The 25,902-nt window shown below is 63.6% G+C and carries 26 protein-coding genes; 16 read left to right on the forward strand and 10 right to left on the reverse strand.

The genetic code is table 11. From position 1 onward, the window contains the following. Nucleotides 1-39: 39 nt before the first annotated feature. Nucleotides 40-291 carry a PilZ domain-containing protein gene (locus tag UP09_RS31165; RefSeq protein WP_044542156.1) on the reverse strand — a complete coding sequence of 84 codons (252 nt, stop codon included), beginning with the start codon at nucleotides 289-291 and terminating at the stop codon, nucleotides 40-42. A gap of 262 nt (nucleotides 292-553) precedes the next feature. On the opposite strand from UP09_RS31165, the gene UP09_RS31170 reads away from it, so the two are divergent. Together UP09_RS31170 and UP09_RS31175 are read left to right on the forward strand one after the other, a co-directional pair. After that, on the forward strand, nucleotides 554-1,960 hold the full coding sequence (locus UP09_RS31170) for an MFS transporter (protein ID WP_044542157.1): 1,407 nt from the start codon (nucleotides 554-556) through the stop codon (nucleotides 1,958-1,960). Between the two features lie 70 nt (nucleotides 1,961-2,030). Beyond that, the gene (locus tag UP09_RS31175; protein ID WP_044542158.1) at nucleotides 2,031-2,432 is read left to right on the forward strand and encodes a VOC family protein; all 402 of its coding nucleotides are present in this window, start codon (nucleotides 2,031-2,033) and stop codon (nucleotides 2,430-2,432) included. 233 nt (nucleotides 2,433-2,665) lie between these two features. On the opposite strand, the gene UP09_RS31180 is transcribed toward UP09_RS31175, so the two are convergent. Next, nucleotides 2,666-3,424 (reverse strand): Spy/CpxP family protein refolding chaperone, encoded by a 759-nt coding sequence (locus UP09_RS31180; RefSeq protein WP_044542685.1) that lies wholly within the window; start codon nucleotides 3,422-3,424, stop codon nucleotides 2,666-2,668. Between the two features lie 475 nt (nucleotides 3,425-3,899). Between UP09_RS31180 and UP09_RS31185 the strand changes: the two genes are divergently transcribed. The 7 genes from UP09_RS31185 to UP09_RS31215 all read left to right on the forward strand — a co-directional run bounded on the left by UP09_RS31185 (nucleotide 3,900) and on the right by UP09_RS31215 (nucleotide 11,440). Further along, nucleotides 3,900-5,240 carry an ABC transporter substrate-binding protein gene (locus UP09_RS31185; protein WP_044542159.1) on the forward strand — a complete coding sequence of 447 codons (1,341 nt, stop codon included), beginning with the start codon at nucleotides 3,900-3,902 and terminating at the stop codon, nucleotides 5,238-5,240. A gap of 117 nt (nucleotides 5,241-5,357) precedes the next feature. Further along, nucleotides 5,358-6,296, forward strand: a complete 939-nt coding sequence (locus UP09_RS31190; protein ID WP_044542160.1) for a carbohydrate ABC transporter permease — start codon at nucleotides 5,358-5,360, stop codon at nucleotides 6,294-6,296. Continuing rightward, nucleotides 6,296-7,207: a carbohydrate ABC transporter permease gene (locus tag UP09_RS31195; RefSeq protein ID WP_044542161.1), complete on the forward strand. Its 912-nt coding sequence runs from the start codon at nucleotides 6,296-6,298 to the stop codon at nucleotides 7,205-7,207. Before UP09_RS31190 ends, UP09_RS31195 begins: the two co-directional genes overlap by 1 nt. Nucleotides 7,208-7,228: 21 nt before the next feature. Then, on the forward strand, nucleotides 7,229-8,329 hold the full coding sequence (locus UP09_RS31200) for an ABC transporter ATP-binding protein (protein WP_044542162.1): 1,101 nt from the start codon (nucleotides 7,229-7,231) through the stop codon (nucleotides 8,327-8,329). 27 nt (nucleotides 8,330-8,356) lie between these two features. Further along, nucleotides 8,357-9,346: a hydroxyacid dehydrogenase gene (locus UP09_RS31205; protein WP_044542163.1), complete on the forward strand. Its 990-nt coding sequence runs from the start codon at nucleotides 8,357-8,359 to the stop codon at nucleotides 9,344-9,346. Between the two features lie 69 nt (nucleotides 9,347-9,415). Continuing rightward, entirely contained in the window at nucleotides 9,416-10,840 is a 1,425-nt protein-coding gene (locus tag UP09_RS31210; RefSeq protein ID WP_044542686.1) for an amidase, read from the forward strand. Between the two features lie 81 nt (nucleotides 10,841-10,921). Then, entirely contained in the window at nucleotides 10,922-11,440 is a 519-nt protein-coding gene (locus UP09_RS31215) for a hypothetical protein (protein WP_044542164.1), read from the forward strand. A gap of 2 nt (nucleotides 11,441-11,442) precedes the next feature. Here the strand turns inward: UP09_RS31215 and UP09_RS31220 are convergent, their stop codons facing one another. Next, the gene (locus UP09_RS31220; RefSeq protein WP_044542165.1) at nucleotides 11,443-11,967 is read right to left on the reverse strand and encodes a DUF1993 domain-containing protein; all 525 of its coding nucleotides are present in this window, start codon (nucleotides 11,965-11,967) and stop codon (nucleotides 11,443-11,445) included. A gap of 85 nt (nucleotides 11,968-12,052) precedes the next feature. On the opposite strand from UP09_RS31220, the gene UP09_RS31225 reads away from it, so the two are divergent. Both UP09_RS31225 and UP09_RS31230 read left to right on the forward strand, forming a co-directional pair. Continuing rightward, a complete protein-coding gene (locus tag UP09_RS31225) occupies nucleotides 12,053-12,832 on the forward strand; it encodes a transporter substrate-binding domain-containing protein (RefSeq protein WP_044542687.1) in 780 nt (259 codons plus the stop codon). 187 nt (nucleotides 12,833-13,019) lie between these two features. Next, nucleotides 13,020-13,865, forward strand: a complete 846-nt coding sequence (locus UP09_RS31230; RefSeq protein WP_044542166.1) for a DUF2147 domain-containing protein — start codon at nucleotides 13,020-13,022, stop codon at nucleotides 13,863-13,865. 154 nt (nucleotides 13,866-14,019) lie between these two features. Here UP09_RS31230 and UP09_RS31235 read toward each other — a convergent pair whose 3' ends face one another. Together UP09_RS31235 and UP09_RS31240 are read right to left on the reverse strand one after the other, a co-directional pair. Continuing rightward, entirely contained in the window at nucleotides 14,020-14,424 is a 405-nt protein-coding gene (locus UP09_RS31235) for a (R)-mandelonitrile lyase (protein WP_044542167.1), read from the reverse strand. Between the two features lie 23 nt (nucleotides 14,425-14,447). After that, nucleotides 14,448-15,146 (reverse strand): ribonuclease activity regulator RraA, encoded by a 699-nt coding sequence (locus tag UP09_RS31240; RefSeq protein ID WP_044542168.1) that lies wholly within the window; start codon nucleotides 15,144-15,146, stop codon nucleotides 14,448-14,450. A 214-nt stretch (nucleotides 15,147-15,360) separates the two neighbouring features. On the opposite strand from UP09_RS31240, the gene pxpB reads away from it, so the two are divergent. The 4 genes from pxpB to UP09_RS31260 all read left to right on the forward strand — a co-directional run bounded on the left by pxpB (nucleotide 15,361) and on the right by UP09_RS31260 (nucleotide 18,476). Then, nucleotides 15,361-16,092: a 5-oxoprolinase subunit PxpB gene (gene pxpB, locus UP09_RS31245; RefSeq protein ID WP_044542169.1), complete on the forward strand. Its 732-nt coding sequence runs from the start codon at nucleotides 15,361-15,363 to the stop codon at nucleotides 16,090-16,092. Continuing rightward, nucleotides 16,089-17,126 carry a 5-oxoprolinase subunit C family protein gene (locus UP09_RS31250; protein WP_044542170.1) on the forward strand — a complete coding sequence of 346 codons (1,038 nt, stop codon included), beginning with the start codon at nucleotides 16,089-16,091 and terminating at the stop codon, nucleotides 17,124-17,126. Before pxpB ends, UP09_RS31250 begins: the two co-directional genes overlap by 4 nt. A gap of 30 nt (nucleotides 17,127-17,156) precedes the next feature. Continuing rightward, complete coding sequence (locus UP09_RS31255; protein WP_044542171.1) at nucleotides 17,157-17,930, forward strand: LamB/YcsF family protein; 774 nt, start codon at nucleotides 17,157-17,159, stop codon at nucleotides 17,928-17,930. Nucleotides 17,931-18,074: 144 nt separating this feature from the next. Beyond that, nucleotides 18,075-18,476, forward strand: a complete 402-nt coding sequence (locus UP09_RS31260) for a hypothetical protein (RefSeq protein WP_044542172.1) — start codon at nucleotides 18,075-18,077, stop codon at nucleotides 18,474-18,476. Between the two features lie 74 nt (nucleotides 18,477-18,550). Here UP09_RS31260 and UP09_RS37890 read toward each other — a convergent pair whose 3' ends face one another. The 5 genes from UP09_RS37890 to UP09_RS31280 form a co-directional block, all read right to left on the reverse strand. Continuing rightward, nucleotides 18,551-18,703, reverse strand: a complete 153-nt coding sequence (locus tag UP09_RS37890; RefSeq protein WP_197082772.1) for a hypothetical protein — start codon at nucleotides 18,701-18,703, stop codon at nucleotides 18,551-18,553. A 279-nt stretch (nucleotides 18,704-18,982) separates the two neighbouring features. Further along, on the reverse strand, nucleotides 18,983-20,584 hold the full coding sequence (locus UP09_RS31265) for a sulfite reductase subunit alpha (RefSeq protein ID WP_044542173.1): 1,602 nt from the start codon (nucleotides 20,582-20,584) through the stop codon (nucleotides 18,983-18,985). Beyond that, nucleotides 20,581-22,365, reverse strand: coding sequence for a NirA family protein (locus tag UP09_RS31270; RefSeq protein WP_044542174.1), 1,785 nt, complete (start codon nucleotides 22,363-22,365; stop codon nucleotides 20,581-20,583). Before UP09_RS31270 ends, UP09_RS31265 begins: the two co-directional genes overlap by 4 nt. A 347-nt stretch (nucleotides 22,366-22,712) precedes the next feature. Further along, on the reverse strand, nucleotides 22,713-23,870 hold the full coding sequence (locus UP09_RS31275) for a CmpA/NrtA family ABC transporter substrate-binding protein (RefSeq protein WP_044542175.1): 1,158 nt from the start codon (nucleotides 23,868-23,870) through the stop codon (nucleotides 22,713-22,715). Further along, nucleotides 23,867-24,457 carry an ANTAR domain-containing response regulator gene (locus UP09_RS31280; protein WP_044542688.1) on the reverse strand — a complete coding sequence of 197 codons (591 nt, stop codon included), beginning with the start codon at nucleotides 24,455-24,457 and terminating at the stop codon, nucleotides 23,867-23,869. Before UP09_RS31280 ends, UP09_RS31275 begins: the two co-directional genes overlap by 4 nt. Before the next feature lie 116 nt (nucleotides 24,458-24,573). Here UP09_RS31280 and rimO point away from each other — a divergent pair, with 116 nt between their 5' ends. Beyond that, a complete protein-coding gene (gene rimO / locus UP09_RS31285) occupies nucleotides 24,574-25,899 on the forward strand; it encodes a 30S ribosomal protein S12 methylthiotransferase RimO (protein ID WP_044542176.1) in 1,326 nt (441 codons plus the stop codon). The last annotated feature ends 3 nt before the right edge of the window (nucleotides 25,900-25,902 follow it).

The raw sequence follows: 25,902 nt of genomic DNA on the forward strand, positions 1-25,902 counted from the left end.
TGTCCGGCAGGCCGTTCATGGCAAGAGCCGGCGTTGATCTCAGGGCGTATCCAGGAAACTGACGCCGACCCTAGTTTTCTTGGTCCAGATCACCCGGCACTCGTAGAGTTCAGAGGCATCATTCGCCATCACGAGGCGGAAGCGGTGCGGCACGAAAGCGGGGTTCTCGACTTCGATCGCCGCCCCTTCAGCTGACATGTTCACGATCACGCAATGCATGACCGAACCGCCCGACGAGACATAGCCGGGTTCATTGACCTCGGTTCGCGGATGCTTGCGCTTCTCGTCCATCCGGCTCGGCCTCGAACATCTTGACGCAGGCTTGGCGTCTCACCCCGGATTAGTCAACGGTTCGGACCTATCGCATCGGGCTTTCGCACCGCGATTTGTGTGCGGAAGTAAACCTTCGCGTGCATCGACCGGGCGCAAGTGAGCCCCGCGCAAGCCTAGGCTTGTGGTTCTCGACGCCAGAAGGATAGCCTCCGTCGATCGGCGGTGCGGCGGCGCGACGCCCGCTCTGGACAGAAATGAACAGGCGCCCAGGGGAGACGCCATGTTCGAGATTCTCGATCGCCGGACCAGTCTGACCGGCAACCAGATCAAGATCCTCGCTGCCGCCATCGTCGGCGACGCGCTGGAATTCTTCGACTACTTCCTGATCGGATTCGTGCTCGCGTTCCTGATCGGGCCCTGGAAACTCACGTTCGGCCAGTCCGCCACGGTGCTGATGAGCTCCGGCGTCGGCGCCATCCTCGGAGCCTTTCTCTGGGGCTGGCTCGCCGACCGGATCGGCCGCCGGATCGTGTTCATGGGCACAGTACTCAACTTCTCGATCGCGACCGGCCTGCTCTATTTCACCCCCGACAATGGCTGGGTCTATCTGACCGTCCTGCGCTTCTTCGTCGGCACCGGGGTCGGCGGGCTCTATTGCGTGGACCTGCCGCTGGTCCAGGAGTTCATGCCCTCGCACAAGCGCGGCTGGGTCGGCGGGCTTGTCACCTGCGTGATCCCGCTTGGCGTCGGACTCGGCGCCGTACTCGGCGGGACGATCGGGAGCGACCAATGGCGGCTGCTGTTCGCAATCGGCGTGTTGCCGTCGCTGCTGGTGCTGCTGGTTCGCCTGTGGGTCCCGGAGTCGCCGCGCTGGCTGTGCCGCCAGGGACGCTATGAGGAGGCCCGCAAGTCGCTCGCCTGGGCGCTGCAGATGCAGCCCTCCGAACTGCCGCTGCCGAGCGCGGCCGATGCTGGTCCGATCGTCAAGTCGAACTGGCTCGACCTGTTCAAATATCCCCGCAGCCTGATCGTCTCCTGGCTCGGCAATGCCGGCGCGCAGACCGGTGTCTACGGCATCACGCTGTGGGCTCCCTCGCTGTTCGTGCTGCTCCTGAAGGTTTCGCCCCAGGAAGCCTCCAGAATGATGGTCCTGCTCAGTGTCTCCGGCTTTGTCGGGCGCATCTCCTTCTCTTATTTCTCGGAACTGCTGGGGCGGCGTACGGCCGGCGGCCTGCTCGGCTTCGGCGCCGGCGCACTGACCATCATCGCCGGCTATCACTACGACTCGACGCTGTTCGGCATGTCCGCGTTCTGGCTGTTGCTGGCCGCGGCGTTCTTCTTCGCCGATGGCGGGTTTGCGATCGTCGGTCCCTATGCGGCCGAGGTCTGGCCCTCGCATCTGCGCACCTCGGGCATGGGCTCGGCCTATGGCTTCGGCGGAATCGGCAAGATCATCGGGCCGCTCGGCCTCGCTTTGATCGTCGGCTCCAACAACTACCTCAAGCCGGACGTACCGCTGACGCAGATTCCGACCGCCTTCGTTTATCTCGGCTGCTGGTTCCTGATGGCGGGCGCCGTCTACTACTTCTTCGGCCTTGAGACCCGCGGCAAGTCGATCGAGCAGATCGACAAGGAGCTGACCGGGGCCCCTGAGGTGGCAGCTCCCGCGACAGTCCGGCAAGCCTAAGCAATTGCAAGGCCGGCTTAGCCACGCCGACCTCAGCTTCGTCTAACCCCTGACATCAAGGAGAAGAACCATGCCATTGGGCGGACTGCAGCATTTCACCATCGAGCCGCAGGATCTCGAGGCGACCAAGGCGTTCTATTGCGACGTACTCGGGCTCGAGAATGGCGATCGTCCGCCGCTCGATTTCCCCGGCTACTGGCTCTATTCGGGCGGCCAGGCCACGGTCCATCTGATGGGCACCCGCAAGCCGCGCGACGGCATTGTGGTGCGCGGCACCAAGAAAAAATACGAGGACACCGGCCGCCTCGACCATATCGCCTTTGCCGCCACTGACGTCGAAGGCGTTCGCAAACGCCTGCAGGCGAGGCACGTCAAATTCCGCGAGCAGATCGTGCCACGAACCGGCGACACCCAGATCTTCCTCTATGACCCTGATGGCGTCGGGGTGGAGTTGAACTTCCCGAAGAGCTGAGCGCTCGCCTTCTCCGCATCGTCATGGCCGGGTACGGGCTTGCGCCGCCGGGTTCCCGACAAGGCCCCGACTCGGCCATCACTCGGGCGCGATCCGGTCCGCTTTTCTTCACCATTGAATGACGATCTAGCCGGGCCGCGCCGCTGCGGCAGAATAGCCGGGTGCCGCGCCTTCAACCTACCCCAGGGCCTGGTGGCCCGGCTATTCGTCCCCATTTCGTCGTCAGTGGATCCTCAATCGAGGCCGCGCTCGTGGCTGAGGCGGACCATTTCATTGATGAATATCTGTTTCTGCTTATCGTCGAGGCTCGCATATAACGGCTCGGCTGCGTCGGATACGTTGCGCTGATCGACCGCGCGGTCGTTGAGGAATTGGGCCTCATTGCGCATCTGCTCGATGATGTCGTCGGGCGGATCGCGCTGGGCGCGCGCGATACGCAGGTTGAGGCGGTCAGCGCCGTTGTGGCCGAGATAGTGCATCGCGCTGTTGAATCCGGCCCACTGTTTCTCCTGATCCGGCGTCAGGTTCAGCTCCTTCTTGATCCGCTCGATATTGGCGTCGCTGTTGGCGACCATTTGCTCGGCCGTGAGCTGTGGCGCCCCCTCTTGGGTCAGCACGGCAGCCTGCTTGGCGCCCTTGTCCTTGGCCGATTTGGCCGACTTGGTGCCCTTGGCACCCTGCTTGTCGCCGGGCGCCGCCGGCTGGGACTGCGGGTTCTTGCCGTTGGCAGCGGTGCTGTTGGGGGTGTTTGCGTTGTTGCCGGTGAACACGCTGGTCACACCGGTCACCACCCCGACCACGCCGCCGATGGCGCCGCCCAAGACTCCGCCGACCGGTCCTGCCGCCTTGTTGCCTTCACGCGCCCCCTTCTCGACGCCCTGCGCGATTTGCGCATCGACGATGTGGGGGGCCGCGACCAGCATCACGGTGGCGGCTCCAAGCGCGACGCACAGTTTCCACCGCACACGCATCTTCGCTACCGGGCTACGCATTATCGGCTCTCCATGATCGATCGTGGGTTTGAGGATGGTTGAATCCATGCGGGGCAAAAGTGCGCGTCAGCGAATCCGGACTTTATCGTTTCCAGCTTCACCGAGTCTATCGGCTGAGTGGCAGGACGACAAAACGCCCGTCGTTGAAACAGCTTGCCCCGTTCACGGGGAACCTGCGACGCAACCGCGCACGATACGCGACGGAGATCATAATCTCGCCAGCGTGCGGCGCAGCATGATCGTGAAAGATGCTGCAAACGGCCCGCAAGTGTGGCCGCGCCAACCGCGCTGCCCGAGATTTGACCACAACGTTAGTTCTACGCGCGCAAGCATCTGGTTTCTCGACAGGGGCCGGCAATTCTGTTCTGATCGGCACCGATGAAATCTCATGACGCCGCGCAAACGCGACGCACAAAAACATAACAACGAGATTTCCGAAGTCTTTTGTCCGTTGGCTCACCAGGGAGGGAACGCCATGTTACGGAGGAAGCTTTCACGCCGACAATTTGTTGCTGCGACAGCGCTGTCATCGGCCGCGCTGATATCAGCGCCCTACGTCCGCGGTGCCTATGCTGCCGGAAAGCTCTCGATCGGCTTCTGGGATCACTGGGTGCCGGGTGCCAACGACGCGTCGAAAGCTCTCGTCAAGGAATGGGCCGAGAAGGAAAAGGTCGACGTCGAGATCGATTATGTCACCAGCCAGGGCAACAAGAATTTGGTGACGATCGCCGCCGAAGCGCAGGCCCGATCCGGCCACGACATTTTCGCGATGCCAACCTGGTGGTGCCACTCCAATTCCGAGCAGCTAGAGCCGGTCAACGACATCATGGGACCGATCGTTGCCGAGAACGGCGAGGTCAACGGCACGGTCAAATATCTCGGACAGCTCGATGGCAAGTGGCTCGGCGTCCCGGCCTGCTGCGGCAGCCAGATCAAGGGTCCCTGCTCGCGCATCGACCTGATGAAGAAGCATGCCAACATCGACGTGCAGGAAATGTACCCGGCCGGCAGTCCGCCGAAGGCGGACAACTGGACGCTCGACACCTTCCTCAAGGCGGCGGAAGCCTGCCAGAAGGGCGGCTTCCCGTTCGGCATCGGCCTTGGCGAGACCAGCGACAGCGTCGACACGGCGGGTGCGATCTTCCAGTCCTTCGGTGCCCAGCTCGTCGATGCCAAGGGCAACCTGACCGTCAAGACCGACGCGGTGCGGCAGGCCCTCGACTATTACAAGAGGCTGATCGCCTTCCTTCCGCCTGACGTGTCGGCATGGGATGACGCCTCCAACAACAAATGGCTGGTCTCCGGCAGAGGCGCCCTCATCATGAATCCGCCGAGCGCCTGGGCAGTTGCCAAGCGCGACGCACCGCAAGTCGCCGAGCAATGCTGGACGCACGGCTTCCCCGCCGGGCCTAAGGGACGTTTCGCGCCTTATCTGCCCTATTTCTGGAGTATCTGGAACTTCTCGAAAAACAAGGAAGCGGCCAGGAGCCTCCTTATCCATCTGTCGAAGCCGGCTTCAATCGAGAAGCTGGTGGTCGCGAGCGGTGGCTACGACCTGCCGGCTTACGAGAAGCTCACGACATTGAAGGTCTGGCAGGAGGAAGGGCCGCCGAAGGGCACGCTCTTCCACTACCCGAACCCCTACAATCACCAGACATTGTCGATCGCGGCTTCGCCGGCGCCGCCCAAGATCGCCCAGCAGATCTACTTCCAGGCCACGCTGACCAAAATGTGCCTGAGATACTATCAAGGCGAGAAATTGGAGACGACGCTCACCTGGGCCGAGGGCGAGTGCGAAGGCTTCATGCGAAGCTGAGGAACCTGCGCTCCCGCGCGGCGCCGCATTCAGGTGGCCGCGCGGAGTATTGCCTTTATCGCGGCGTCCATCCGGCGCGCCGGCACGTTCGACCAACCCGCGCGAGGAACCTGCGTCATGGTTGATGTCACCTTCCAGCCCAACGGAGTTGCAGCAGCGCGGACTGCGCGTAAGCGTGGCGGCCTTCGCAACGCACTGAGGCGCAAGTCGACTTCGGCATTCCTGATGACACTGCCGCTGATCGTTCTCATCGCAGTCCTCGTGATCTACCCCGCCTTTTATTCGTTGCACCTGGCGACGCTGAACAAGTCGATGTCGAGATTCGTCGGCTTCGGCAATTTCGAGTTCCTGTTCAAGCGCGAGACCTTCTGGCTGGTGGTCAAGCAGTCCTGTATCTTTGCGATATCGGCAGTGCTGTTCAAAGCGCTGATCGGCTTCATTGTCGCGCATTTCGTGCACAACGTGCCTGCCAACAAGCAGCGCAAATGGCGCGGCATGCTGCTGGTGCCCTGGGTGATTCCGCCGGCGATGTCGACGCTCGCCTGGCTGTGGCTGTTCGATCCGTCCTACAGCGCCTTCAACTACACGCTCTCGTTCTTCGGCATCGGGCCCATCCCGTGGACCGGCGACGCCGTGTGGGCGCGCTTCTCGGTCATCCTGGTCAACGTCTGGTACGGCGCGCCGTTCTTCATGATCATGTATCTGGCGGCGCTGAAGTCGGTGCCTGAGCAACTCTATGAAGCGGCGGCGATCGACGGCGCCAATTGGTGGCAGCGGATCTGGTATGTGACGCTGCCGATGATGCGAAACATCATCGCGATCACGACACTGTTCTCGCTGATCGTCACCTTCGCCAATTTCGACATCGTGCGCATTCTCACCGCAGGCGGCCCGCTCGATCATACCCACATCTTCGCCACCTGGGCGTTCCGCGTCGGCATCGAGGGCAGCGACATTCCGCTGGGCGCCAGCGTTTCTCTCTTCATGGTACCGATCCTCGCCGTCGCGGCCGTCTTCATCCTCCGTGATATCAACAAACGCGGGAACGAAGCCTGATGAGCACGCTCGCAATCGACAAGTCCGGACCGACCCGCAATGTCAAATATGGCAGCATGAGCCGTGACCGCACCTGGGCGCTGCGCTGGTCGTATTTTTTCCTCACCCTGTTTGCGATCTTCTCGCTGGTGCCACCGCTCTACATGCTGATCACGTCATTGAAAGGCAGCGCGGAGATTTCGGCGGCGACAAATCCGTGGTGGATCTATCACCCGACACTCGAGAACTACGTTCAGCTGTTGACCTCGAACCAGTTCCTGCGCTTCTTCTGGAATTCGGCGTGGGTCTCGATCATCGTCGTGACGATCACCATGCTGATCAGCGTACCCGCGGCGTTCGCGCTGGCGCGGATGAAGTTCTGGGGCTCTGCGACGCTGGCGACCGGTGTGTTCCTGACCTACCTCATTCCCGACACGCTGCTGTTCATCCCGCTGTTCAAGATGTTTGCGACGATCGGCGACTGGACCGGCATCCAGCTCATCAACCGTTGGTACGTCCTGCTCTTCATCTATCCGACACTGACGGTGCCGTTCTGCACCTGGATCATGATCGGATATTTCGCGTCGATCCCGAAGGAGCTGGATGAGGCCGCCATCATCGACGGTGCGAGCTGGTTCCAGACGCTGACGCGTATCTTCATTCCCGTGGCACTGCCCGGTCTGATCGCCGCGACGATCTTCGCCTTCACCGTCTCATGGGCCCAGTTCCTCTATCCCCTCGTGTTCACGACCTCGACCGATCAGCTCGTGCTGCCGGTCGGCATCATTACGACCCTGATCAAGGGCGACGTGTTCAACTGGGGCCAGATCATGACGGGTGCCCTGCTCGGCGCCGCGCCGCCGCTGATCATCTACGCCTTCCTGATGGACTATTACATTGCCGGCCTGACCGCCGGTGCGACAAAGGGTTGAACACGACAAAGGGTTGAACTCATGGCTGACGTTACGTTGCGCAAGGTGGTGAAGCGTTACGACGACGTCGAGGCGGTGCGCGGCATCGATCTCGACATCGCCGACCATGAGTTCGTGGTGCTGGTCGGGCCAAGCGGCTGCGGCAAGTCGACGACGCTGCGCATGATCGCCGGGCTCGAGGACATATCCGACGGCGACATCATGATCGGTGGCGATGTCGTCAACGACGTGCCGCCGAAGGATCGCGACATTGCGATGGTGTTCCAGAATTATGCGCTCTACCCCCATATGACCGTCGCCGAGAACATGTCGTTCGGGCTGCGCCTCAAGCACTATCCGAAGGCCGAGATCAAGAGCCGGGTTGCCGAAGCCGCCCGCATGCTTGATATCACCGAGCTGGTCGATCGCAAGCCGAAACAGCTCTCGGGCGGCCAGCGCCAGCGCGTCGCGATGGGCCGCGCCATCGTGCGCAATCCGAAGGTGTTCCTGTTCGACGAACCGCTGTCGAATCTCGACGCCAAGCTGCGCGTGCAGATGCGGATCGAGATCAAGAAGGTGCATCAGAAGGTCCGCACCACGACCGTCTACGTCACCCACGACCAGGTCGAGGCAATGACGCTGGCCGACCGCGTCGTGGTGATGAACCATGGCCGCATCGAGCAGATCGGCACGCCCAATGAACTCTATCACCATCCGGCGACCCGGTTCGTCGCAAGCTTCATCGGGTCGCCCGCGATGAATTTCCTGCCGTGCCGCCTCGAGGATACCGCAGGTCAGCTGTCTGTGAGGCTGACCGACCGCATCGCCTTCCCGCTGCCGCCGCAGCGCGCGGCGCGCTACCAGGCCGTACCGCGCACCGACAAATTGCTGCTCGGCATCCGGCCCGAGCATGTCACGGAGTCAAAGCCGCATGTCGAGCCGGGTGTTGAGCCGTTCGATGCCGTCCTCGACGTCACCGAGCCGATGGGCATGGAGACGCTGGTTTATTCCACCCTTGAAGGCACCCAGATCTGCGGCCGGGTCAACCCCAATGCCGGCGCACGGGATGGCGGCCCGCTCCGAATGGCTGTGGACCTCAACAATATGCATTTGCTAAACGAGGTGACCGGCGCCGTCCTTTGACGGCCGACAAGAACTCAAGGGCAGGAAATGGCGACCAACAAGAAGAAGATTTTCATCACCCAGACCTTCTCCCCGGGCGCACGGGCTCTGCTCAACGAACGGGACGATGTTGAAATCGTCGAATTTCCGAACATGATTTCCGCCGAGGCCTTCCAGACCATGCTGACGCAGCATGCGCCGGTTCATGGCGTCGCGCTCGGCGCGACCCGCTTCGGCGAGCCAGAGCTCGAAGCCTCCGGGGATATGCAGGTCGTGACGCGGATCGGTGTCGGTTATGACGCGGTCGACGTGCCGGCGCTGTCGCGCCGCAAGGTGCCGCTGATGGTCGCGGGCACCGCCAACTCGCCGTCGGTCGCCGAACAGGCGTTGTTCATGATGCTGACGCTGGCCAAGCGCGCGCGGGAAATGCACGCGATGGTGAAAGATGGCACCTGGGCGAAACGGCTCGGCGTACTGCCGTTCGACCTCTACGGCAAGACGGTGCTGATCGTGGGCTTTGGCCGGATCGGCACGCGCACCGCCAAGCGCTGCCTCGCGATGGAAATGCAGGTGCTGGTGTACGATCCCTACAAGCCGGCCAGCGAAATCACCGCGGCAGGTTGCGAAGCGGTGCCGGACCTCAATGCAGCCCTGTCGCGTTCGGATTTCGTCACCATCCATTGCCCGAAGACGCCCGAAACCGTCGGCCTGTTCAACGCTGACAGGCTCAAGCACATGAAGCCGGCCGCCTACCTGATCAACACCGCGCGTGGCGGCATCGTCGACGAGAAGGCACTGCATGACGCGCTGGTATCGGGCAAGCTCGCCGGCGCCGGCCTTGATGTGTTCGAGGTCGAGCCGCCGCCGGTCGGCCAGCCCCTGCACAGCCTGCCGAACGTGATCATGGCGCCGCACGTTGCCGGCGTCACCGTTGAAGCGGTCGATCGGATGAGTGAGCAGACTGCCCGGAATATCCTGAGCGTGCTGGACGGCAATCCGCTGCGCCAGAACGTGATCAACCAGGACGTTCTCGGCTGATCTTTCGGCCTTGGTCATTCACGCCGGGACTGAATCTGAAGATCGGTCCGGCGATGCGGGAGCATGCAGATGGGTTTCAAGGAATTCGGCAATTATGATGCGGTCGGTCTCGCCGAGCTCGTCCGCAAGAAAGACGTAACGGCGCAAGAGCTGCTCGACAAGGCCATCGCCCGCACGGCGAAGGTCGATCCGCAGATCAACGCTGTTGTCGTCAAGCACTATGATTATGCCGAGCGGCAGATCGCCAAGGGCTTGCCCGACGGCCCCTTCACCGGCGTGCCGTTTTTGCTCAAGGACCTCGACCTGCTCGCGGGCACCCGCACCACGTCAGGCGCGAGCCTGTTAAAGGACTTCGTCGCCGACCACAACGGCACGCTGGCCCAGCGCTTTCTCGATTCCGGCGTCACGATCTTCGGCAAGAGCGCAAGCCCGGAATTCGGATTGATGCCGACCACGGAATCCCGCCTGTTCGGCCCGACCCGCAATCCCTGGAACCTCGCGCATTCGTCGGGCGGCTCGTCCGGCGGTGCAGGAGCCGCGGTTGCCGCGCGCATTCTCCCCGTCGCGCATGCGAGCGACGGCGGCGGCTCGATCCGCATCCCGGCATCCGCCTCCGGCGTATTTGGCATGAAGCCGACACGGGCGCGCAACCCGCTCGGTCCTGACCGCGGCGAAGGCTGGGGCGGCTTTTCCGTCGGCCATGTGCTCAGCATCAGTGTCCGCGACAGTGCGGTGATGATGGACGCAATCCACGGCCCTGAGCCGTCGAGCCCCTATGTCGCGCCGCCGCCGGAGCGGCCTTTCTCGCAGGAGGTCGGCCGCGACCCCGGCCGGCTCCGCATCAGCTTCACCGACAAGTCGCCCTATGGCGATGCCATCGATCCCGAGATCGCCCAGGCGGTCCGCGACATCGCCAAGCTTCTGGCGGGCCTCGGCCATCATGTCGAGGAGCGCGCGCCGCCGCTTGCGGCCGATCCTGGTCCGCTGATGACGACGATCGTCGGTGGCAACACGGCGTTGACGGTGCGATTGCTCGAGCAGCGCGTCGGCCGCAAATTGACGTCGGACGATGTCGAGCGCCTGACGCTGGCCAGTGCGGAGAATTCGCTGAAGCTGACGCCGGCGGACTATGTCGCCGCGCAACTCGCCGCGTTCCAGATCTCGCGCGGGCTCGCGGCCTTCTTCGAGAGTTGCGACATCTTCCTCAGCCCGACACTGTGCACGCCGCCGCTCCGTCTCGGCGAACTGAACACGATGTCCGAGGATTTCAGCCACATCGCGGAGGTCCTGCGCCGCTACATGCCGGGCACCTCGATGTTCAACATGTCCGGACAGCCGGCAATGTCGGTGCCGCTGGCCTGGAACAAGGCCGGACTGCCGCTCGGCATGATGTTTGCGGCCAAGCTTGGCCAGGAGGGACTTCTGTTCCGCCTCGCCGGCCAACTCGAGCAGGTTCACCCCTGGAAGGACAAACGCCCCCCGGTCTGCGCATAGGCTGACAAACCCCAGCCGTATCAGGTAGATAGGGAGTCGTATCGACGCCACGGGCTGGCGTCCTGTCTGGAGATCGAAACCGTGAGTAAAAACGACCCGACCGACAATGCGCTCGCGGCCATCGCGAGCATTCTCGATCAGACGATCTCGCCGCCCGAGCCGGCCAAATCGGTAGACAAGGAATTCGCCCCGGTGGAGGAGCCACCGGTGGCAATGCCGCCGCCTTTGCCGCAGTCGATCGCGGCCGAGCAAGTCGAACCGGAACATGTCGAACCGGAGCATCGAGAGCCCGAGCCGAGCGAACCGCCGCCGATCCAGCCGATCGAGGCCAACGGCTATTCCAAGGCAGGTCCCGGCCCGATGGCCGCACTGCGCTTCCGATGGACGGTGCGCGAGGACGACGGCCGTTACTATGTCGATGAGACCGTCGGCGAAGGATCGACCCCGCTCGTCAGCGGCCCGATGGACAAGGACGCCGCGATCAAGTTCGTCGACGATCGCGAGGCTGCGGCACAGCAGCGCTTCGAGCATTTCAAGCACGAGATGATCAGCCGCACTGCAATCGCCAGCCTCGCGCCCGGGGAGAGCGACGAAAACTAGCCTCAAGCCTGCGGCGGCCGCGGTGGTCCCAAAAAGTCCTTCTTCGCGAGATCGACGCCGGCATGGCGCAGGATGTCGTAGGCGGTCGCGACATGGAAGAAGAACTGTGGCACGCTGAAGGTCAGGATCAGCGATTGGCCGGTAAAGGACCTGGTGGCGCCGCTGCGGAACGTGAACACGACCTCCTTGTCGGCAGCCGCATCGATGGCAGCCGGCGGCAGCCCTTGGGCGAAATCGATCGTGGCCGAGATCCGGGATTTCAGCTCGGCGATATCTGGCTCGGCACCGGGCAATACCAACGGCTCACGGCCTGCCAGCAACGCGCAACTGAGGATGGCGTGGCGGAGCGCCTCTCCGACCTGCTGGCGAAGGCTGTACATGTTCGGTGAGAGCCGCATCGCCAGCAGCACCTCCGGATCGATCTTGCGAACCTTGGCATGAGCGTCGGCGTGATCAAGCAGCGCCGAAAGATTGCGGAGATACGGCACATAGACGCCGATGGATGCGTCCTGGAGTGAGATGGTCACGTCGGCTCCCGGTGGTCTGGCTCAATTGCGCCATCTGGTCTAAATGCTGGGCAACGACATGTCATCGGAATTGACGGAGAAGTTCATGTTTCGCGCATTGGCCGGCCTCGTTTTGGCATTGCTCTTGTCCTCGGCGCATGCCCAGGAGGCCCAAGCCCCGTCGCGCCTCGACGAGATCGTCAAGCGCGGTACGCTGCGTGTCGGCATGACCGGCGACTATTTGCCTTTCACCTCTCTCGACAGGGAGACCAGGACGTTCCGCGGTTTCGATGTCGACATGGCGCAAGCGCTTGGCAAGGCGCTCGGCGTCAAGGTCGAGTTCGTGCCGACGGCATGGCCGCAAATGATGAAGGATTTCGAGGCCGACAGTTTTGACATCGCGATGGGCGGCGTCTCCATCACCTTCGACCGGCAGAAGAAGGGTCTGTTCTCAACGCCGATCATGCGCGAGGGCAAGACGCCGATCGCGCGCTGCGCCGACAACGGCAAATACGACACCATCGCCGAGATCGACAAGCCCGGCACCCGCGTCATCGTCAATCCCGGCGGCACCAACGAGCGCTTCGCCCGAGCCAATGTGAAGAGCGCGGACATTCGCGTGTTCAACGACAACACCAAAATCTTCGACGAGATCGCCAAGGGCGACGCCGACTTGATGATGACCGACTCATCCGAGACGCGCTACCAGCAGAAGCTGCATCCCGGCGTGCTCTGCGCGGTGCATCCCGACACCCCGTTCGATTTCGCGGAAAAGGCCTACTGGATGCAGCGCGATGTGGCGCTGAAGGCCTTCGTCGACCAATGGCTGCACATCGCGATGGAAGACGGCAGCTACAAGAAGATCTACGCCGCATGGTTTGAATAGACCGCGGCAAACACGCCTGCTTCGGTGCGGAAAATTGACCGTCTCCCGGACCGAAACTAGACTGCGGTCCAGTGATTGAACCAAAGCCGCTACTCCACGACTTATGATTTGAAAGTGACCTGGGTCACGCTCCGCAAAGCTGCCGCCGGATAGTTTGGGGACTGTATTCCCTGCACTGGAGGTCGAGATGAAGAAGCTTCTGGCGATCGCTGCGCTTTTGTTGGCGAGCACGGCCGCTGCGCAGGCGCAATACAGCTTCGACTATGGCGGCCGCACCATCCGGATCGATCCCGATCGCGGGACGGTCTCGATCCCTGGCGTCTACGACAATAGCGGCCACCGAACCCGGCGCGCCAAGGGCGACGACGCCGATCGGAAACGCAAGCCGGCCGCGCCGCAGGAGGCCAAGACGGACACCAAGACCGATCCGCAGGCACCGCCGAGCGAAGCCCCTGCTGCGGCAGCATCACCGGCACCCGCTCCAGCCGATCAGGCTACCGTTCCGGCGGCGCCGCCGCCTCCTGCGCCGCCTGCCCTGACTGCAACGGAGCCCGCCAACACGACCGTGGCGGTGGCGCCATCAGATACGGCAGCGACCACGTCGCCTCCGCCCGCCCCGCCACCCGTGCAACAGCAGGCTGCGCCGACGGCACCGCCGGCGCCAGCTGCCGTTGCCGCGATTCCGCCTCCGCCGGCTGCCGCACCCAAGCCGGCTCCGAACCCCATGCAGGCGGCGAATTCGCCGCTGGGTGTTTGGCTGACGGAAGAGAAGGAAGGCAGGGTCCGCATCGAGCAGTGCGGCGCCAATCTCTGCGGCTACGCCGTCGACAAAAAGTCGAGCGAGAACGGCGAGCAGGTCCTGATCAACATGAAGCCCGCCAAGGAAAAATGGAGCGGCCGGATCCTCGATCCGAACACCGGCAGCACCTACGATTCCACTATCGCGCTAAAGGGCTCCGACACCCTGCGGGTGCAAGGCTGTGCGTTCGGAGGCATGTTCTGCGGCGGCCAGACCTGGACGCGGTCGAATTGATTGACGTGAAATTGTAGCCCGGATGAAGCGCAGCGTAATCCGGGACCGCGCCACATGACAGATCGACCCGGATTACGCTTCGCTCCATCCGGGCTACAGAAAGCAAAAAAGCCCCGCTGTGTGCGGGGCTTTTCGTTTGGGTATCAGCTGCGGCTCAGCCGAGCTTGCCGCCGTATTCCTCGTCGGTGACATGCTCCATCCAGGTCGAATAGACACCGTCGAGCGCCTCCTGCATGGCGATGTGGGTCATGCTGTTGCCCGGCGACGCGCCGTGCCAGTGCTTCTCGTTCGGCGGGATCCAGACGGTGTCGCCGGGCCGGATTTCCCTGATCGGGCCGCCCTTGGCCTGCACGCGGCCGATGCCTGAGACCACGTAAAGCGTCTGGCCGAGCGGATGGGTGTGCCAAGCGGTACGCGCGCCGGGCTCGAACGAGACACGCGAGGCGTTCAGCCGCGCCGGCGCGGGCGCCATGTTGATGGGGTCCTGCAGCACCGATCCGGTAAAGTTCTCCTGCGGCGCGCGGCGGGTCGGCCGCGAGCCGGAAACGTGGATATCCATGGACTTACCTCGCTTTGTTGAAGTTATTTCTTGCTTGCGGCGTAGCGCGCCTTGGTCTCGGCGTTCATCGGGTAGAGGCCGGGCAATGGGGCGCCATTGTTCACCTCGTTGACGATCCAGGCTTCCATCCGTTCCTGCTCCGGCCCTTCCGCCAGGATCAGGTCGAGGAAGGCCTGCGGGATCAGTACCGCGCCGTCCTGGTCCGCGACCACGACGTCGTTCGGAAACACCGCAACGCCGCCACAACCGATCGGCTCACCCCAGCCGACAAACGTCAGCCCCGCGACCGACGGCGGCGCGGCATAGCCATCGCACCACACCGGCAAGCCGGTCCCGAGCACGCCCTCGAGGTCGCGCACCACGCCGTCGGTGATCAGCGCTGCCACCCCGCGCTTGACCATGCGCGCGCAGAGGATGTCGCCGAAGATGCCGGCGTCGGTGATGCCCATCGAATCGACCACGGCGATGCAGCCTTCCGGCATCGCCTCGATCGCGGTGCGGGTCGAAATCGGCGACGACCAGGATTCCGGCGTCGCCAGATCCTCGCGGGCCGGCACGAAGCGCAGCGTGAAGGCGGGCCCAACCAGCCGCTTCTGCCCGGGCTTCAGCGGCTTGGTGCCGCGCATCCAGACGTTACGCAGTCCCTTCTTGAGCAGGACCGTGGTGATGGTGGCGGTGGACACGTGCGACAGCGTCGCGATCGCTTCGGCGGACAGGGACATCTGGGAGGATAGCTCCGGTGGGAGGAATGAGACGGGGCGCATCTTGCGGGGCCAGACCCTCGCGTCAAGGGCCGCGCGCGAATTCTGCGATCACCAGATCTTATCGCCGATATGCCGATTAATTTATTGAAGTTGCTGCATCATTTTGCACGAAGCGAATTCCACTCGGCATCAAAACACGCTAGCTTGATGCACCAAGAGTCCGCTCAATCCGATGCCCGAAACCTTAAACCCTCCCCGCCTTTTGCCGAGTGGCGACAGCGCCATCACGGTGGAATTCAGCCGCACCATCGACGAGGCCGCCAACCGGCGGGTGCTGGCGCTCGACCGCCTCATCGCCGCCGAACCGATCGCTGGCATCACCGAGACGGTGCCGACCTATCGGTCGCTGCTCGTCCATTACGATCCCGTGCAGATCGATTTCGACGCGCTTGGCGAGCAACTGCTTGCGCGCGCGGAACAGGCGCTGCCGACTGCGGCCGGCACGCGGCGCTGGCGCATTCCGGTCGCCTATGGCGGCGAGCACGGCGCCGATCTCGAGGACGTGGCGAAGACGCTCAACACCACGCCCGACGACATCGTCGCGCGCCATGTTGCGGGCGACTATCGCGTCGCCATGATCGGCTTCACGCCCGGCTGGTCCTATCTCAGCGGACTGGAGACGTTCCTGCACATGCCGCGCCGCCAGAATCCGCGTCTGCTGACGCCGGCCGGCACCGTCTCGATCGGCGGCATTCAGACCGGCGTGCAATGCCTCGCCGGCCCCAGCGGCTGGCACCTGCTTGGCCGCACCGCTGTGCGAACCTACCAGCTGCATCGCGACCCGATCTTCTTGCTGGAGCCGGGCGACGCCATCACCTTCACGGCGGTCGACGCCAAGACCTTTGCCGACCAGGATCGCGCGGCCGAGGCCGGCGCGTTCATCGCCGAACTGGTGACACCATGAGCAAGCTCGTCGTCACCTCGATCGGTCCGGCGAGTTCGGTGCAGGACGGTGGGCGCCCGGGATCACAGCGCTACGGCCTGACGCCGAGCGGCGCGATGGACCGGCTGGCGCTCGCGGCCGCCAACACGCTGGTCGGCAACGACCTGTTTGCGGCAGCCGTCGAGATCGGTCCGTTCGGCGCCAGCTTCACGGCGCATGGCGGCGCGGTGCGCGTGGCGCTCGCCGGTGCGCCCCGCAACGCCGACATCGGCGGGCGCGCCGTCGCCTTCGACAGCTCGGTGACGCTCGCCGACGGCGAAACCCTCACTCTCGGCTTTGCCCGCGGTGGCTCGTTCAGCTATCTGGCGATCGAGCATGGCATTGCAGGCGAACCGATGTTCGGCAGCCTCGCGGTCAACGCCCGCGCCGGGCTCGGCAGCCCCTATCCGCGCCCGCTGCAGAGCGGCGACGAGTTGAAGACGCAAGCTGCGAGCGGCGCGGCCGAGCGCCGGATCGAGCTACCGGCGACTCCAGAAGCGCCGATCCGCGTTCTGTTCGGGCCGCAGGACGACGAGTTTTCCGACGAGAACAAGAAGCTGTTCGTGGACAGCGAATGGAAGATTTCCGCCACCAGCGACCGCATGGGCTACCGGCTCGAAGGTCCGCAGATCAAGCATCTGCACGGCCACAACATCGTTTCCGATGGCACCGTGAACGGCAGCATCCAGGTGCCCGGCAACGGCCAGCCGATCGCGCTGATGCCGGACCGCGGCACCAGCGGCGGCTACCCGAAGATCGCGACCGTGATATCGGCCGATTTCGGCCGCTTCGCCCAGATCTCCGCCGGCCGCCCGTTCCGCTTCAAGGCGGTGACCATGGCGGAAGCGCAGGCGGAGACCAAGACGTTCCGCGACCTGCTGCGGTCCCTGCCCGATCGCCTTCGCGGGATCGACGAGTTCGGGCTCAACATCGAGGCGCTGCGAGATGCTAACGTCGCCGGCCAGGCGGTCAGCGCCACCGACGCCGCGACGTGGCAGGTTGCCGCAGCCGGCTAGATCAAGATCAACAACAACGGACCTGCTGTCATGACCACAACCATCGACCTCAATTGCGATCTCGGCGAGAGCTTCGGCCCCTGGGAAATGGGCAATGATGCCGCGATGATCGAGCTTGCGACCTCGGTCAACGTCGCCTGCGGCTACCATGCCGGCGATGCCGACATTATGCGCCACACGGTCGAACTGGCGAAGGCCCGCGGCGTCAGCGTCGGCGCGCATCCTGGTTATCGCGACCTGCACGGCTTCGGTCGCCGCCCGATGCCGGGGCTGACCTCGTCGGAGATCGAGAACCTCATCGCCTATCAGATCGGCGCGCTGCAGGCGATCGCGACCGCGGCCGGCCACAAGGTCACCCATGTCAAGGCGCATGGCGCGATTTCCAACGTCGCCTGCGAGGACGATATGACCGCAAAGGCGATTGCCAATGCGATCAAGGCGGTCGATCGCAACCTGATTTTCGTGGTGCTCGCCAATTCAAAACTGGTGCGCGCCGGCGAAGCCGCCAACCTGCGGATGGCGCATGAAGTATTCGCCGACCGCGCGTATGAGGACGACGGCAATCTGGTCTCGCGCAAGAAGCCCGGTGCGGTGCTGCACGACCCCAAGATGATCGCCGACCGCGTGGTGCGGATGGTGCAGGATGGCGCCGTCGTCTCCGTCACCGGCAAAGTGATCAAGATGCAGACCGATACCGTCTGCATCCACGGCGACACGCCCGGCGCGGTCGAGATCGCGCGCGGCCTGCGCCAGGCGCTGAAGGATGCGGGCATCGCGGTTGCGCCGTTCAAGACGGCGCATTGAGAGGAACTGTTGACGGGCCGCCGGCGACGCTGCCGGCCCTTTAGATTCCGTTAAGAGTCTTCTTAAACCCAAACTTGCCGTTTGGTTGATAAGTGCAGCTTTCCAAGCCTTGACCTTCCTCTCTGGAAAATTGGGTCCGAAAGCATGTTCCGCACCTCCATCTCGCTTGCCATTGCCGCGATTGCCACGGCCGCCTTCACCAGCGCGGCGTCCGCCGGCTGCTCCAGCTGCTACACGCCGCCTCCCCAGCCCTGCACGACCTGCTATCAGGTACAGTCGGTGCCGCCGCAATATCGCACGGTCCAGGAAACCGTGATGGTCGCGCCGGGCCGCGTCGTCGCGCATCGCATGCCGGCGCAATATCGCACCGTGATGGTGCCGAAGACCGTGATGGTCGCGCCCGAGGGCGTCGCCTATGAGCGCATCGCGCCGCAATATGCCACGCAGGAGCGCACGCAGATGGTCTCGCCGGGCTATTCCTACTATGCGCCGGTCCAGCCGACCTGCAACACCTGCGGCGGCGGTAGCTACGGTTACGGGTACTGAACGATCCGCATCCAGCCAAGACAAAGCCGCCGCCTGAGGACATCAGACGGCGGCTTTTTCAATGTCTCGAGACGTCAGAACGGGTGGATGGACAGCGTGCCGAACACGATGGCCGCGATCACCGCAAAGGCGCCGTACAGCGCCACGGTATGGACTCCGCTCCCGGTCTTCCGGGAAAGATTTCGCGCGTGAAGGTGCAGGCGGGCTTCCGCCGATAGTTCGCGCATGGTCGATCTCCAACGCCCCATTAGACGGCATATGGAATATCGTTCGCGCGCAGATTCAAGCGGGTGGCAAAAATAGCGATGCCATTCGCCTGAAGGAGACGGTTCCCAGTGAAAAATTCTTCGCTGCGGGTCGGCGCGAGAATTTCATTCGCTCGAATTTGAGGCGCCGGGAACCGGCCTAAAGCGTTTCGAGCGAAATGGATACCGGTTCGCGTGAAGAAAACGCGTCAAAACAAGAATCTAGAGCTCCGTTCCGATTCCATCGGAATGGAAATAGCTCTAGTACACGTCCTGCTGGAACCGGCCCTGCTTCTTCAGATCGGCGACGAAGCTGATCGCCTCGTCGGTGGTGCGCGCACCATGCTGGGCGACGATGTCGACCATTGCGCGCTCGACGTCCTTTGCCATTCGCTTGGCGTCGCCGCAGATATAGACGTTGGCGCCTTCGGCGAGCCAGGTCCACAGCTCGCGGCCGACTTCGCGCATGCGGTCCTGCACATAGAATTTCTTCTCGCCGTCGCGCGACCATGCCAGCGACAGCCGCGTCAGCAGACCTGCGGTCTTTAATGCGTTGAGTTCGTCGGCATAGAAGAAATCGCAGTCGGAGCGCTGGTGGCCGAAGAACAGCCAGTTCTTGCCGGGTGCGCCGGTGGCGCGGCGATCGAGCAGGAAGGCGCGGAACGGCGCAATGCCGGTGCCCGGCCCGATCATGATGATCGGAATCTTCGGATCCTGCGGCAGCGCAAATCCATGCGCCTTCTGCACATAGACCTTCAGCTCATCGCCCGGATTAATCCGTTCGGCGAGGAAGGTCGAGGCCAGCCCAAGCCGCTTGCGCTTGTTGACGAGGTAACGGACGCAATCGACGGTCAGCGACAATTTTCCGGGCGTCGCATTGTGCGATGACGAGATCGAATAGAGCCGCGGCTGCAGCGGCTCCAACGCCTCGACGAAGGCCTCCGGATGCGGCCGCACCTTCGGGAACTTCTGCAACACCGCCATCACGTCGAGCGTCGCCGCATCGCCATCGGGGTCTTCGCCCTGCGCCATCGCGCGCGCCTTCTCGCGCTGCGCGCCGCCGGTCAGGTACGACAGCAGTTCGAACAGCGAATCCGGCGCCGGTGACAGCGAGACGTCGTCCTGCAACACCTCGCGCAACGTCTTGCCGCGGACCTCGGTGGTGTGCGAGGCGCCGAGCATCGCGATGATCTGATCGACCAGGCCGAGATCATTGCGCGCGAAAATGCCGAAGGAGTCGCCGACGACATAGTCGAGGCCGCAGACCGCGAGGTCGAACTCGATATGCCAGGTCTCCTTCTCCGAGCCCTGCCTGTTGAGCAGCCGGCGCGACAGGAATTTTGCTGCAATCGGATTGTCGCGGGAGCGGCCGGGATCGCCGGCAGGTGCTGCCGCCGTGGCCGGTTCGGCTGCCGCTGACGTCGAGGCTGGCGCCGGCGCCTTGTCGATATCTTCATAGAGCGACTTCAGCATCCGCGCGGTTTCCTTGCCGCCGGGGACGCACAGATTGAGCCGCGCCTCACTCTTCGCCGCGATCGCGTCCGAATAGTCGTGGCAATTGTAGCCGCACTGGCCGCAATCCTGCTGTGCCATCGCCGCCATCATGCGACGCCGCAACGGGCGGCCTTCGGCGAGCTTCATGCGATCCGATATCGGCATGGTCTGGTCGTGCCACGGCGCTTCGCCATCATCGCCGTCGCCGGCCCCTTGCATGATCGAGCCGCCCTGCTCTGACGATAGCGGCGTCGGTGCATCCGACAACAGGCCTGCAAAGAAGCCGTTGAGCCAGGAACGCTGCGCCTCGGAGAACGGCGCGCTGGCCGGAATGATATCGAGCTTTGGCGGAGGGCTGATCTGGTTCATGCGGAGACCTCGGCATCGGCGAGCTTGCGCAGCGTCTCGCCATCGTGGCGGCGCGCAAATGTGAGAAAGGTTTCGTCGGGCGAAGCACGATTGTTGACGTAGGCCTTCAGCAGCCGCTCGACATAGCGAGGAGCGTCCTCCGCCGTGACGTCGTGAAATACCTCCTGCCCGACATCGGCGTCCGGACCGAAGCCGCCGCCGGTGAAGACATGAAAGCCATCGACCGTGTCGTCGGTATCGCCGACCGGGATCCGCGCGCCGATCATGCCGATATCGCTGATGTAATGCTGCGCACAGGAATGGTGGCAGCCGGTGAGATGGATGTTGATCGGCGTCTCGATCGGCACCCGCGGATCGCACCAGTCTGCAATCCTGGCGGCGTTAAGCTTGGTATCGGCAAGGCCGAATTTGCAACCGGCGCGGCCGGTGCAGGCGATCAGCCCAGCGCGCAGTTCAGAGGTTTTGATCGCAAGTCCGATCGCCTCGATCGCGGCGGTGGCCAGCGCGAGTTTCGCGTCGGGCACGCCCGATATCAGCAGATTCTGCCATACCGTGAGGCGGATATCGCCGTCGCCAAGATCGCGCGCGATTTTGGCAAGGCCACGCATCTGCTCACAGCTCACCTTGCCGAGCGGCAGTGCCACGCCGATCCAGTTCAGGCCGGCCTGCTTCTGCCGGTGCGGGCCGATATGGGCGGTGCGCTCGAATGCCGGCCGCGGTGCCATCGCTTCGGCGGGTACGCGCGTGAAGGGCTGGCCGAGCCGTTCCTCGACGAGGGTCAGGAACTTTTCCATCCCCATGCCGTCGATGACGTATTTCAGACGTGCCCTGAGCCGGTTGGTGCGGTCGCCGAGATCGATGAAGACACGAACGATGGCATCAGACACTTTTGTGGCATCGGCCGGCCTGACGATGATATCGGAGTATTTGGCAAAATCCCGGTGTCCGGTGATGCCGCCGATGCCGAGCCGGAACCAGACGCCGGGCTCGACGCCAAAGCCCTCCTTCACCTCGACCGCGCTGAATGCGATGTCGTTGGTCTCTTCCAGCACCGCGATCTTTCCGGCGCCGTCGAAGGCGACGTTGAACTTGCGCGGCAGGCCGAACAGCGAGCGGTCGTTGAGGATGTGGTAGTGCCACTCCCGGGCATATGGTCTGGTGTCGAGCAATTCCTGCGGATCGATCCCGGCGGTCGGCGTGCCCGTGACGTTGCGGATGTTGTCGGCGCCGGAGCCGCGCGAACAAAGCCCGAGATCCTGGATGCCCTCGATCAGCGCCACCGCGTTCTTCGGCGGAATCTCGCGCACCTGGATGTTGGCGCGTGTGGTGACGTGGCAGAACGGTCCGCAAAGCTCTTCCGTGAGATCGGCAAGACCCGCGAACTGCCAGTGCTTCAGGATTCCATTCGGGATGCGCAGCCGGCACATATAGGAATCCTGCGCGGGCGCGACATAGAAGATGCCGAAATAGCGCCAGCGGAAATTGTCCGCGGGGTTCGGCGGCGCATTATCAAGCGCCTGCTGCTTCAGGCGCGGATAGGCGTCGAACGGATGCTCCTCGCGCTTGAACTTCTCCTGGTCGGCGAGCTTCTTGCCCGATGCGGTGACCTTGTCCTGCGCCATGAGGTGCGCAGCGTCGGGGCCGACAGGCTCGGCGCTGGCCTTGCCTGCACCGCCGCCAAGGCCGCGGCCGACGCGGCTAATCTGCAGGCCGGTGGTAAAGCCTTCCAGATAGCGCTTCTGCTCGTCGGTGAAGTCGACTGAGACTGGCTCGATTTTCATGATTGAGACGAAGCTCCTGCGGCCACCTTGCGGGTGGGCCCAACGAAACGGGTTTGACCACTGAGGGCGCGAATTCGGCGCTACCGCCGGTTCGTTCCCAAAACGGTCCGAACAGCCTCGTTGCTGCGGAAATCCATCTTGGATATTGCCAGCCGCCTTCGGCGACGGGTGGCTGCACTGCAACATACAAGTCGCGTGCCACACCGAGTCGCGGAGAATATCCAGACGTTTCAGTGAGTTAGAAAACGGCTCAGAACGGCCAATCCGGCGATGGCCACGAAATCTGGGCATCCCGCTCAGAAAATGAGCTGAAACAACCAAGTGCCCAGAAGAGCATCACCCCGGATTCAGGGCTTCCAGCGTCCGATCTTGAAGGCCGCCAGATGGCCGGGGACATCATTCGGATCGAAGGGCGGGCCTGCGAACGCGCCGATGGCGTTGGAGGTGCCGGCGAGCCGTCCGGAGGCTGCGTCGTAGAGGTCGGGCCTGAACACCGCCATTGCGGCCTTCAGCGCGTCGGGTCGGAACGGCGTCTGGCCCCAGCGGACCATCTGCGCATAGAGCCAGGCCGCCTGTACCGGGTCCGGCCTCGCCGCCGCCTCCCGCCCGACTAACAGATAGCGGTCGCTTTCGCGCATGGTGCCGTCGGGCGAGATCTTCAGCCGGCCATCCAATGTGCGCTGGATGACGCTGGCGTCGACACCGATCCGCTCGGGTGAGCTGAGGATGCGCGCCACCTCCGGCCGATTGTTCGGCTCCTCGATGAACTCGGCAGCACGCAGATGCGCGCGCACCAGTGCCGCCACAACATCCGGGTGCTTCTCCGACCAGTTCTGGCGCAACGCCAGCACCTTCTCGACCGCGCTGAGCAGGATGTCGGCGACGAAATGCAGGATGTGGCCGATACCGAGATCGACCGCGATCGAATTCCAGGGGGCGCCGACGCAGAACGCATCGATGTGCCCATTCGCCAGGCTGTCCACCATGTAGGGCGGCGGCAGCACCACGAGCTGGACGTCCTCATCGGGATCGACGCCACCTGCCGCCATCCAGAACCGCAGCTGGTAATTGTGGGTCGAGAACGGAAACGTCATGCCGAAGGTCAACGGCTCCGCCCCACTCTTTCGCCGCTTTGCCACCACGCGGGCGAGCGCGCGCGACGTCGCCATCGGATCGAAACGATCGCCGTCGATCTCCTCCATCAAGGCCGCGTGCAGCGCCGGCGACACCGTGATGGCGTTGCCATTGAGTCCGAGATTGAAGGGCGCTGCGATCGGCACTTTGACGTGGCCGAGCCCGAGGCTCGAGGCGATCGCGACCGGGGCCAGCAGATGGGCGGCATCGAACAGCCCGATATTGAGCTTGTCGCGAACGTTCGACCACGACACTTCCCGCACCAGCGTGACGTCGAGGCCTTCGGTCGTGGTAAATCCCTTGTCGACGGCAACGATCAGCGCGGCAGCGTCGACCAGCGGAATGAACCCGATGCGCAATGGTGTGGTCATTTGAGTAGCTCCGACGCCGTCAGGATCGATTGCGCGATCTCGCCGATCTTCTTTTTCTCGCGCATCGCCGTCGAGCGCATCAGCACATAGGCCTCGTCCTCGGTCAGCCCCTTCACTTTCATCAGGATACCCTTGGCGCGGTCGATCACCTTGCGTTCCTCAAGCGCATGCTTGGTGCGGTCGAGCTCGTCCTGCAGCTTGGAGAAGGCGTTGAAGCGGGAGACGCAGAGATCGAGCAGCGGCTTGATGCGCTCCTTCTTCAGGCCGTCCACTATGTAGGCGGAAACGCCCGCCTCCACCGAGGCCTGGATCGAGGCGGCGTCGCTCTGGTCGACGAACATCGCGATCGGCCGGCGGACGGCGCGGCTAACCTGGAACATTTGTTCCAGCACGTCGCGGCTCGGGTTCTCGAGGTCGATGACGATGATGTCGGGGTCGAGCGCGTAGATCCGCGACAGCAGGCTCTGCATCTCGCTGATGTGGACGACGTCGGTGTAGCCCGCCTCCCGCAGCCCCTCCTCAAGGATGGCCGCACGGATCGGGCTCTCGTCGACGATGACGATTTTAGGAGACGACTCAGCGCTCATCAGCCACTCGCAGGACCCGGCAAGACGCATCCATAACACGCCGATGGCCCCCGGAAAGGGTTGTAATTCTCGGCAATTGGGACTAGCTCCTGCCTATCCATCAGGCAGATTCAGATATGCAAGAGGCCGCCGCGCCGAAAGTGAGCTTTGTGTCCTTGGGGTGCCCCAAGGCGCTGGTCGATTCCGAGCGCATCATCACCAGGCTGCGCGCGGAAGGCTATGAGCTCGCGCGCAAGCATGACGGCGCCGATATCGTGATCGTCAATACCTGCGGCTTCCTCGACAGCGCCAAGCAGGAATCGCTCTCGGCGATCGGCGAGGCTATGGCCGAGAACGGCAAGGTCATCGTCACCGGCTGCATGGGCGCGGAGCCGGAGCAGATCGAGGCGGCCTATCCCGGCGTGCTGTCGATCACGGGTCCGCAGCAGTATGAAAGCGTGCTGGAAGCCGTGCACCGCGCGCTGCCGCCGGCGCACAATCCGCATCTCGATCTGGTGCCGCCGCAGGGCGTCAAGCTGACGCCGCGGCACTATGCTTATTTGAAGATTTCCGAAGGCTGCAACAACCGCTGCAGCTTCTGCATCATCCCGAAGCTGCGCGGCGATCTGGTGTCGCGCCCGGCCAATGATGTGCTCCGCGAGGCCGAGCGGCTGGTCAAGGCCGGCGTCAAGGAACTGCTTGTCATCTCGCAGGACACCTCGGCCTACGGCGTCGACATCAAATATGCCGAGAGCCCGTGGCAGGGCCGCAGCGTCCGCGCAAAATTCTTCGACCTCGCCAAGGAGCTCGGCGAACTCGGGGCCTGGGTCCGCCTGCAATATGTCTACCCCTACCCGCATGTCGACGAGGTCATCGGCCTGATGACCGAAGGCAAGGTGCTGCCCTATCTCGACATCCCGTTCCAGCATGCGAGCCCAGACGTGCTGCGCGCCATGAAGCGTCCGGCCGCGCAGGAGAAGACGCTGGGGCGAATCCAGAAGTGGCGCGAACAGTGCCCTGAGCTGACGCTGCGCTCGACCTTCATCGTCGGCTTCCCCGGCGAAACCGATGCCGATTTCGCCTATCTGCTCGACTGGCTCGATGACGCCGAGATCGATCGCCTCGGCTGCTTCAAATACGAGCCGGTGGCCGGCGCTCCGGCGAATGCGATCGGCAATCCGGTGCCCGACGAGATCAAGCAGGAGCGCTGGAACGCGCTGATGGCGCGGCAGCAGAAGATTTCCGCCAGGCGCCTGAAGCGCAAGGTCGGCACGCGGCAACAGGTGATCATCGACGAAGTCGGGCCGACGGTGTCAAAAGGCCGGTCGAAGGCCGACGCGCCGGAGATCGACGGCGCGGTCTATCTGTCGAGCCGTCGCCCGCTCAAAGTCGGCGAGATCGTCACCGCGAAGATCGAACGCTCCGACCAGTACGACCTGCACGGCGGCGTCGCGGGATTCTGAAGT

The organism is Bradyrhizobium sp. LTSP885, from assembly GCF_000938305.1.
Lineage (GTDB): Bacteria > Pseudomonadota > Alphaproteobacteria > Rhizobiales > Xanthobacteraceae > Bradyrhizobium.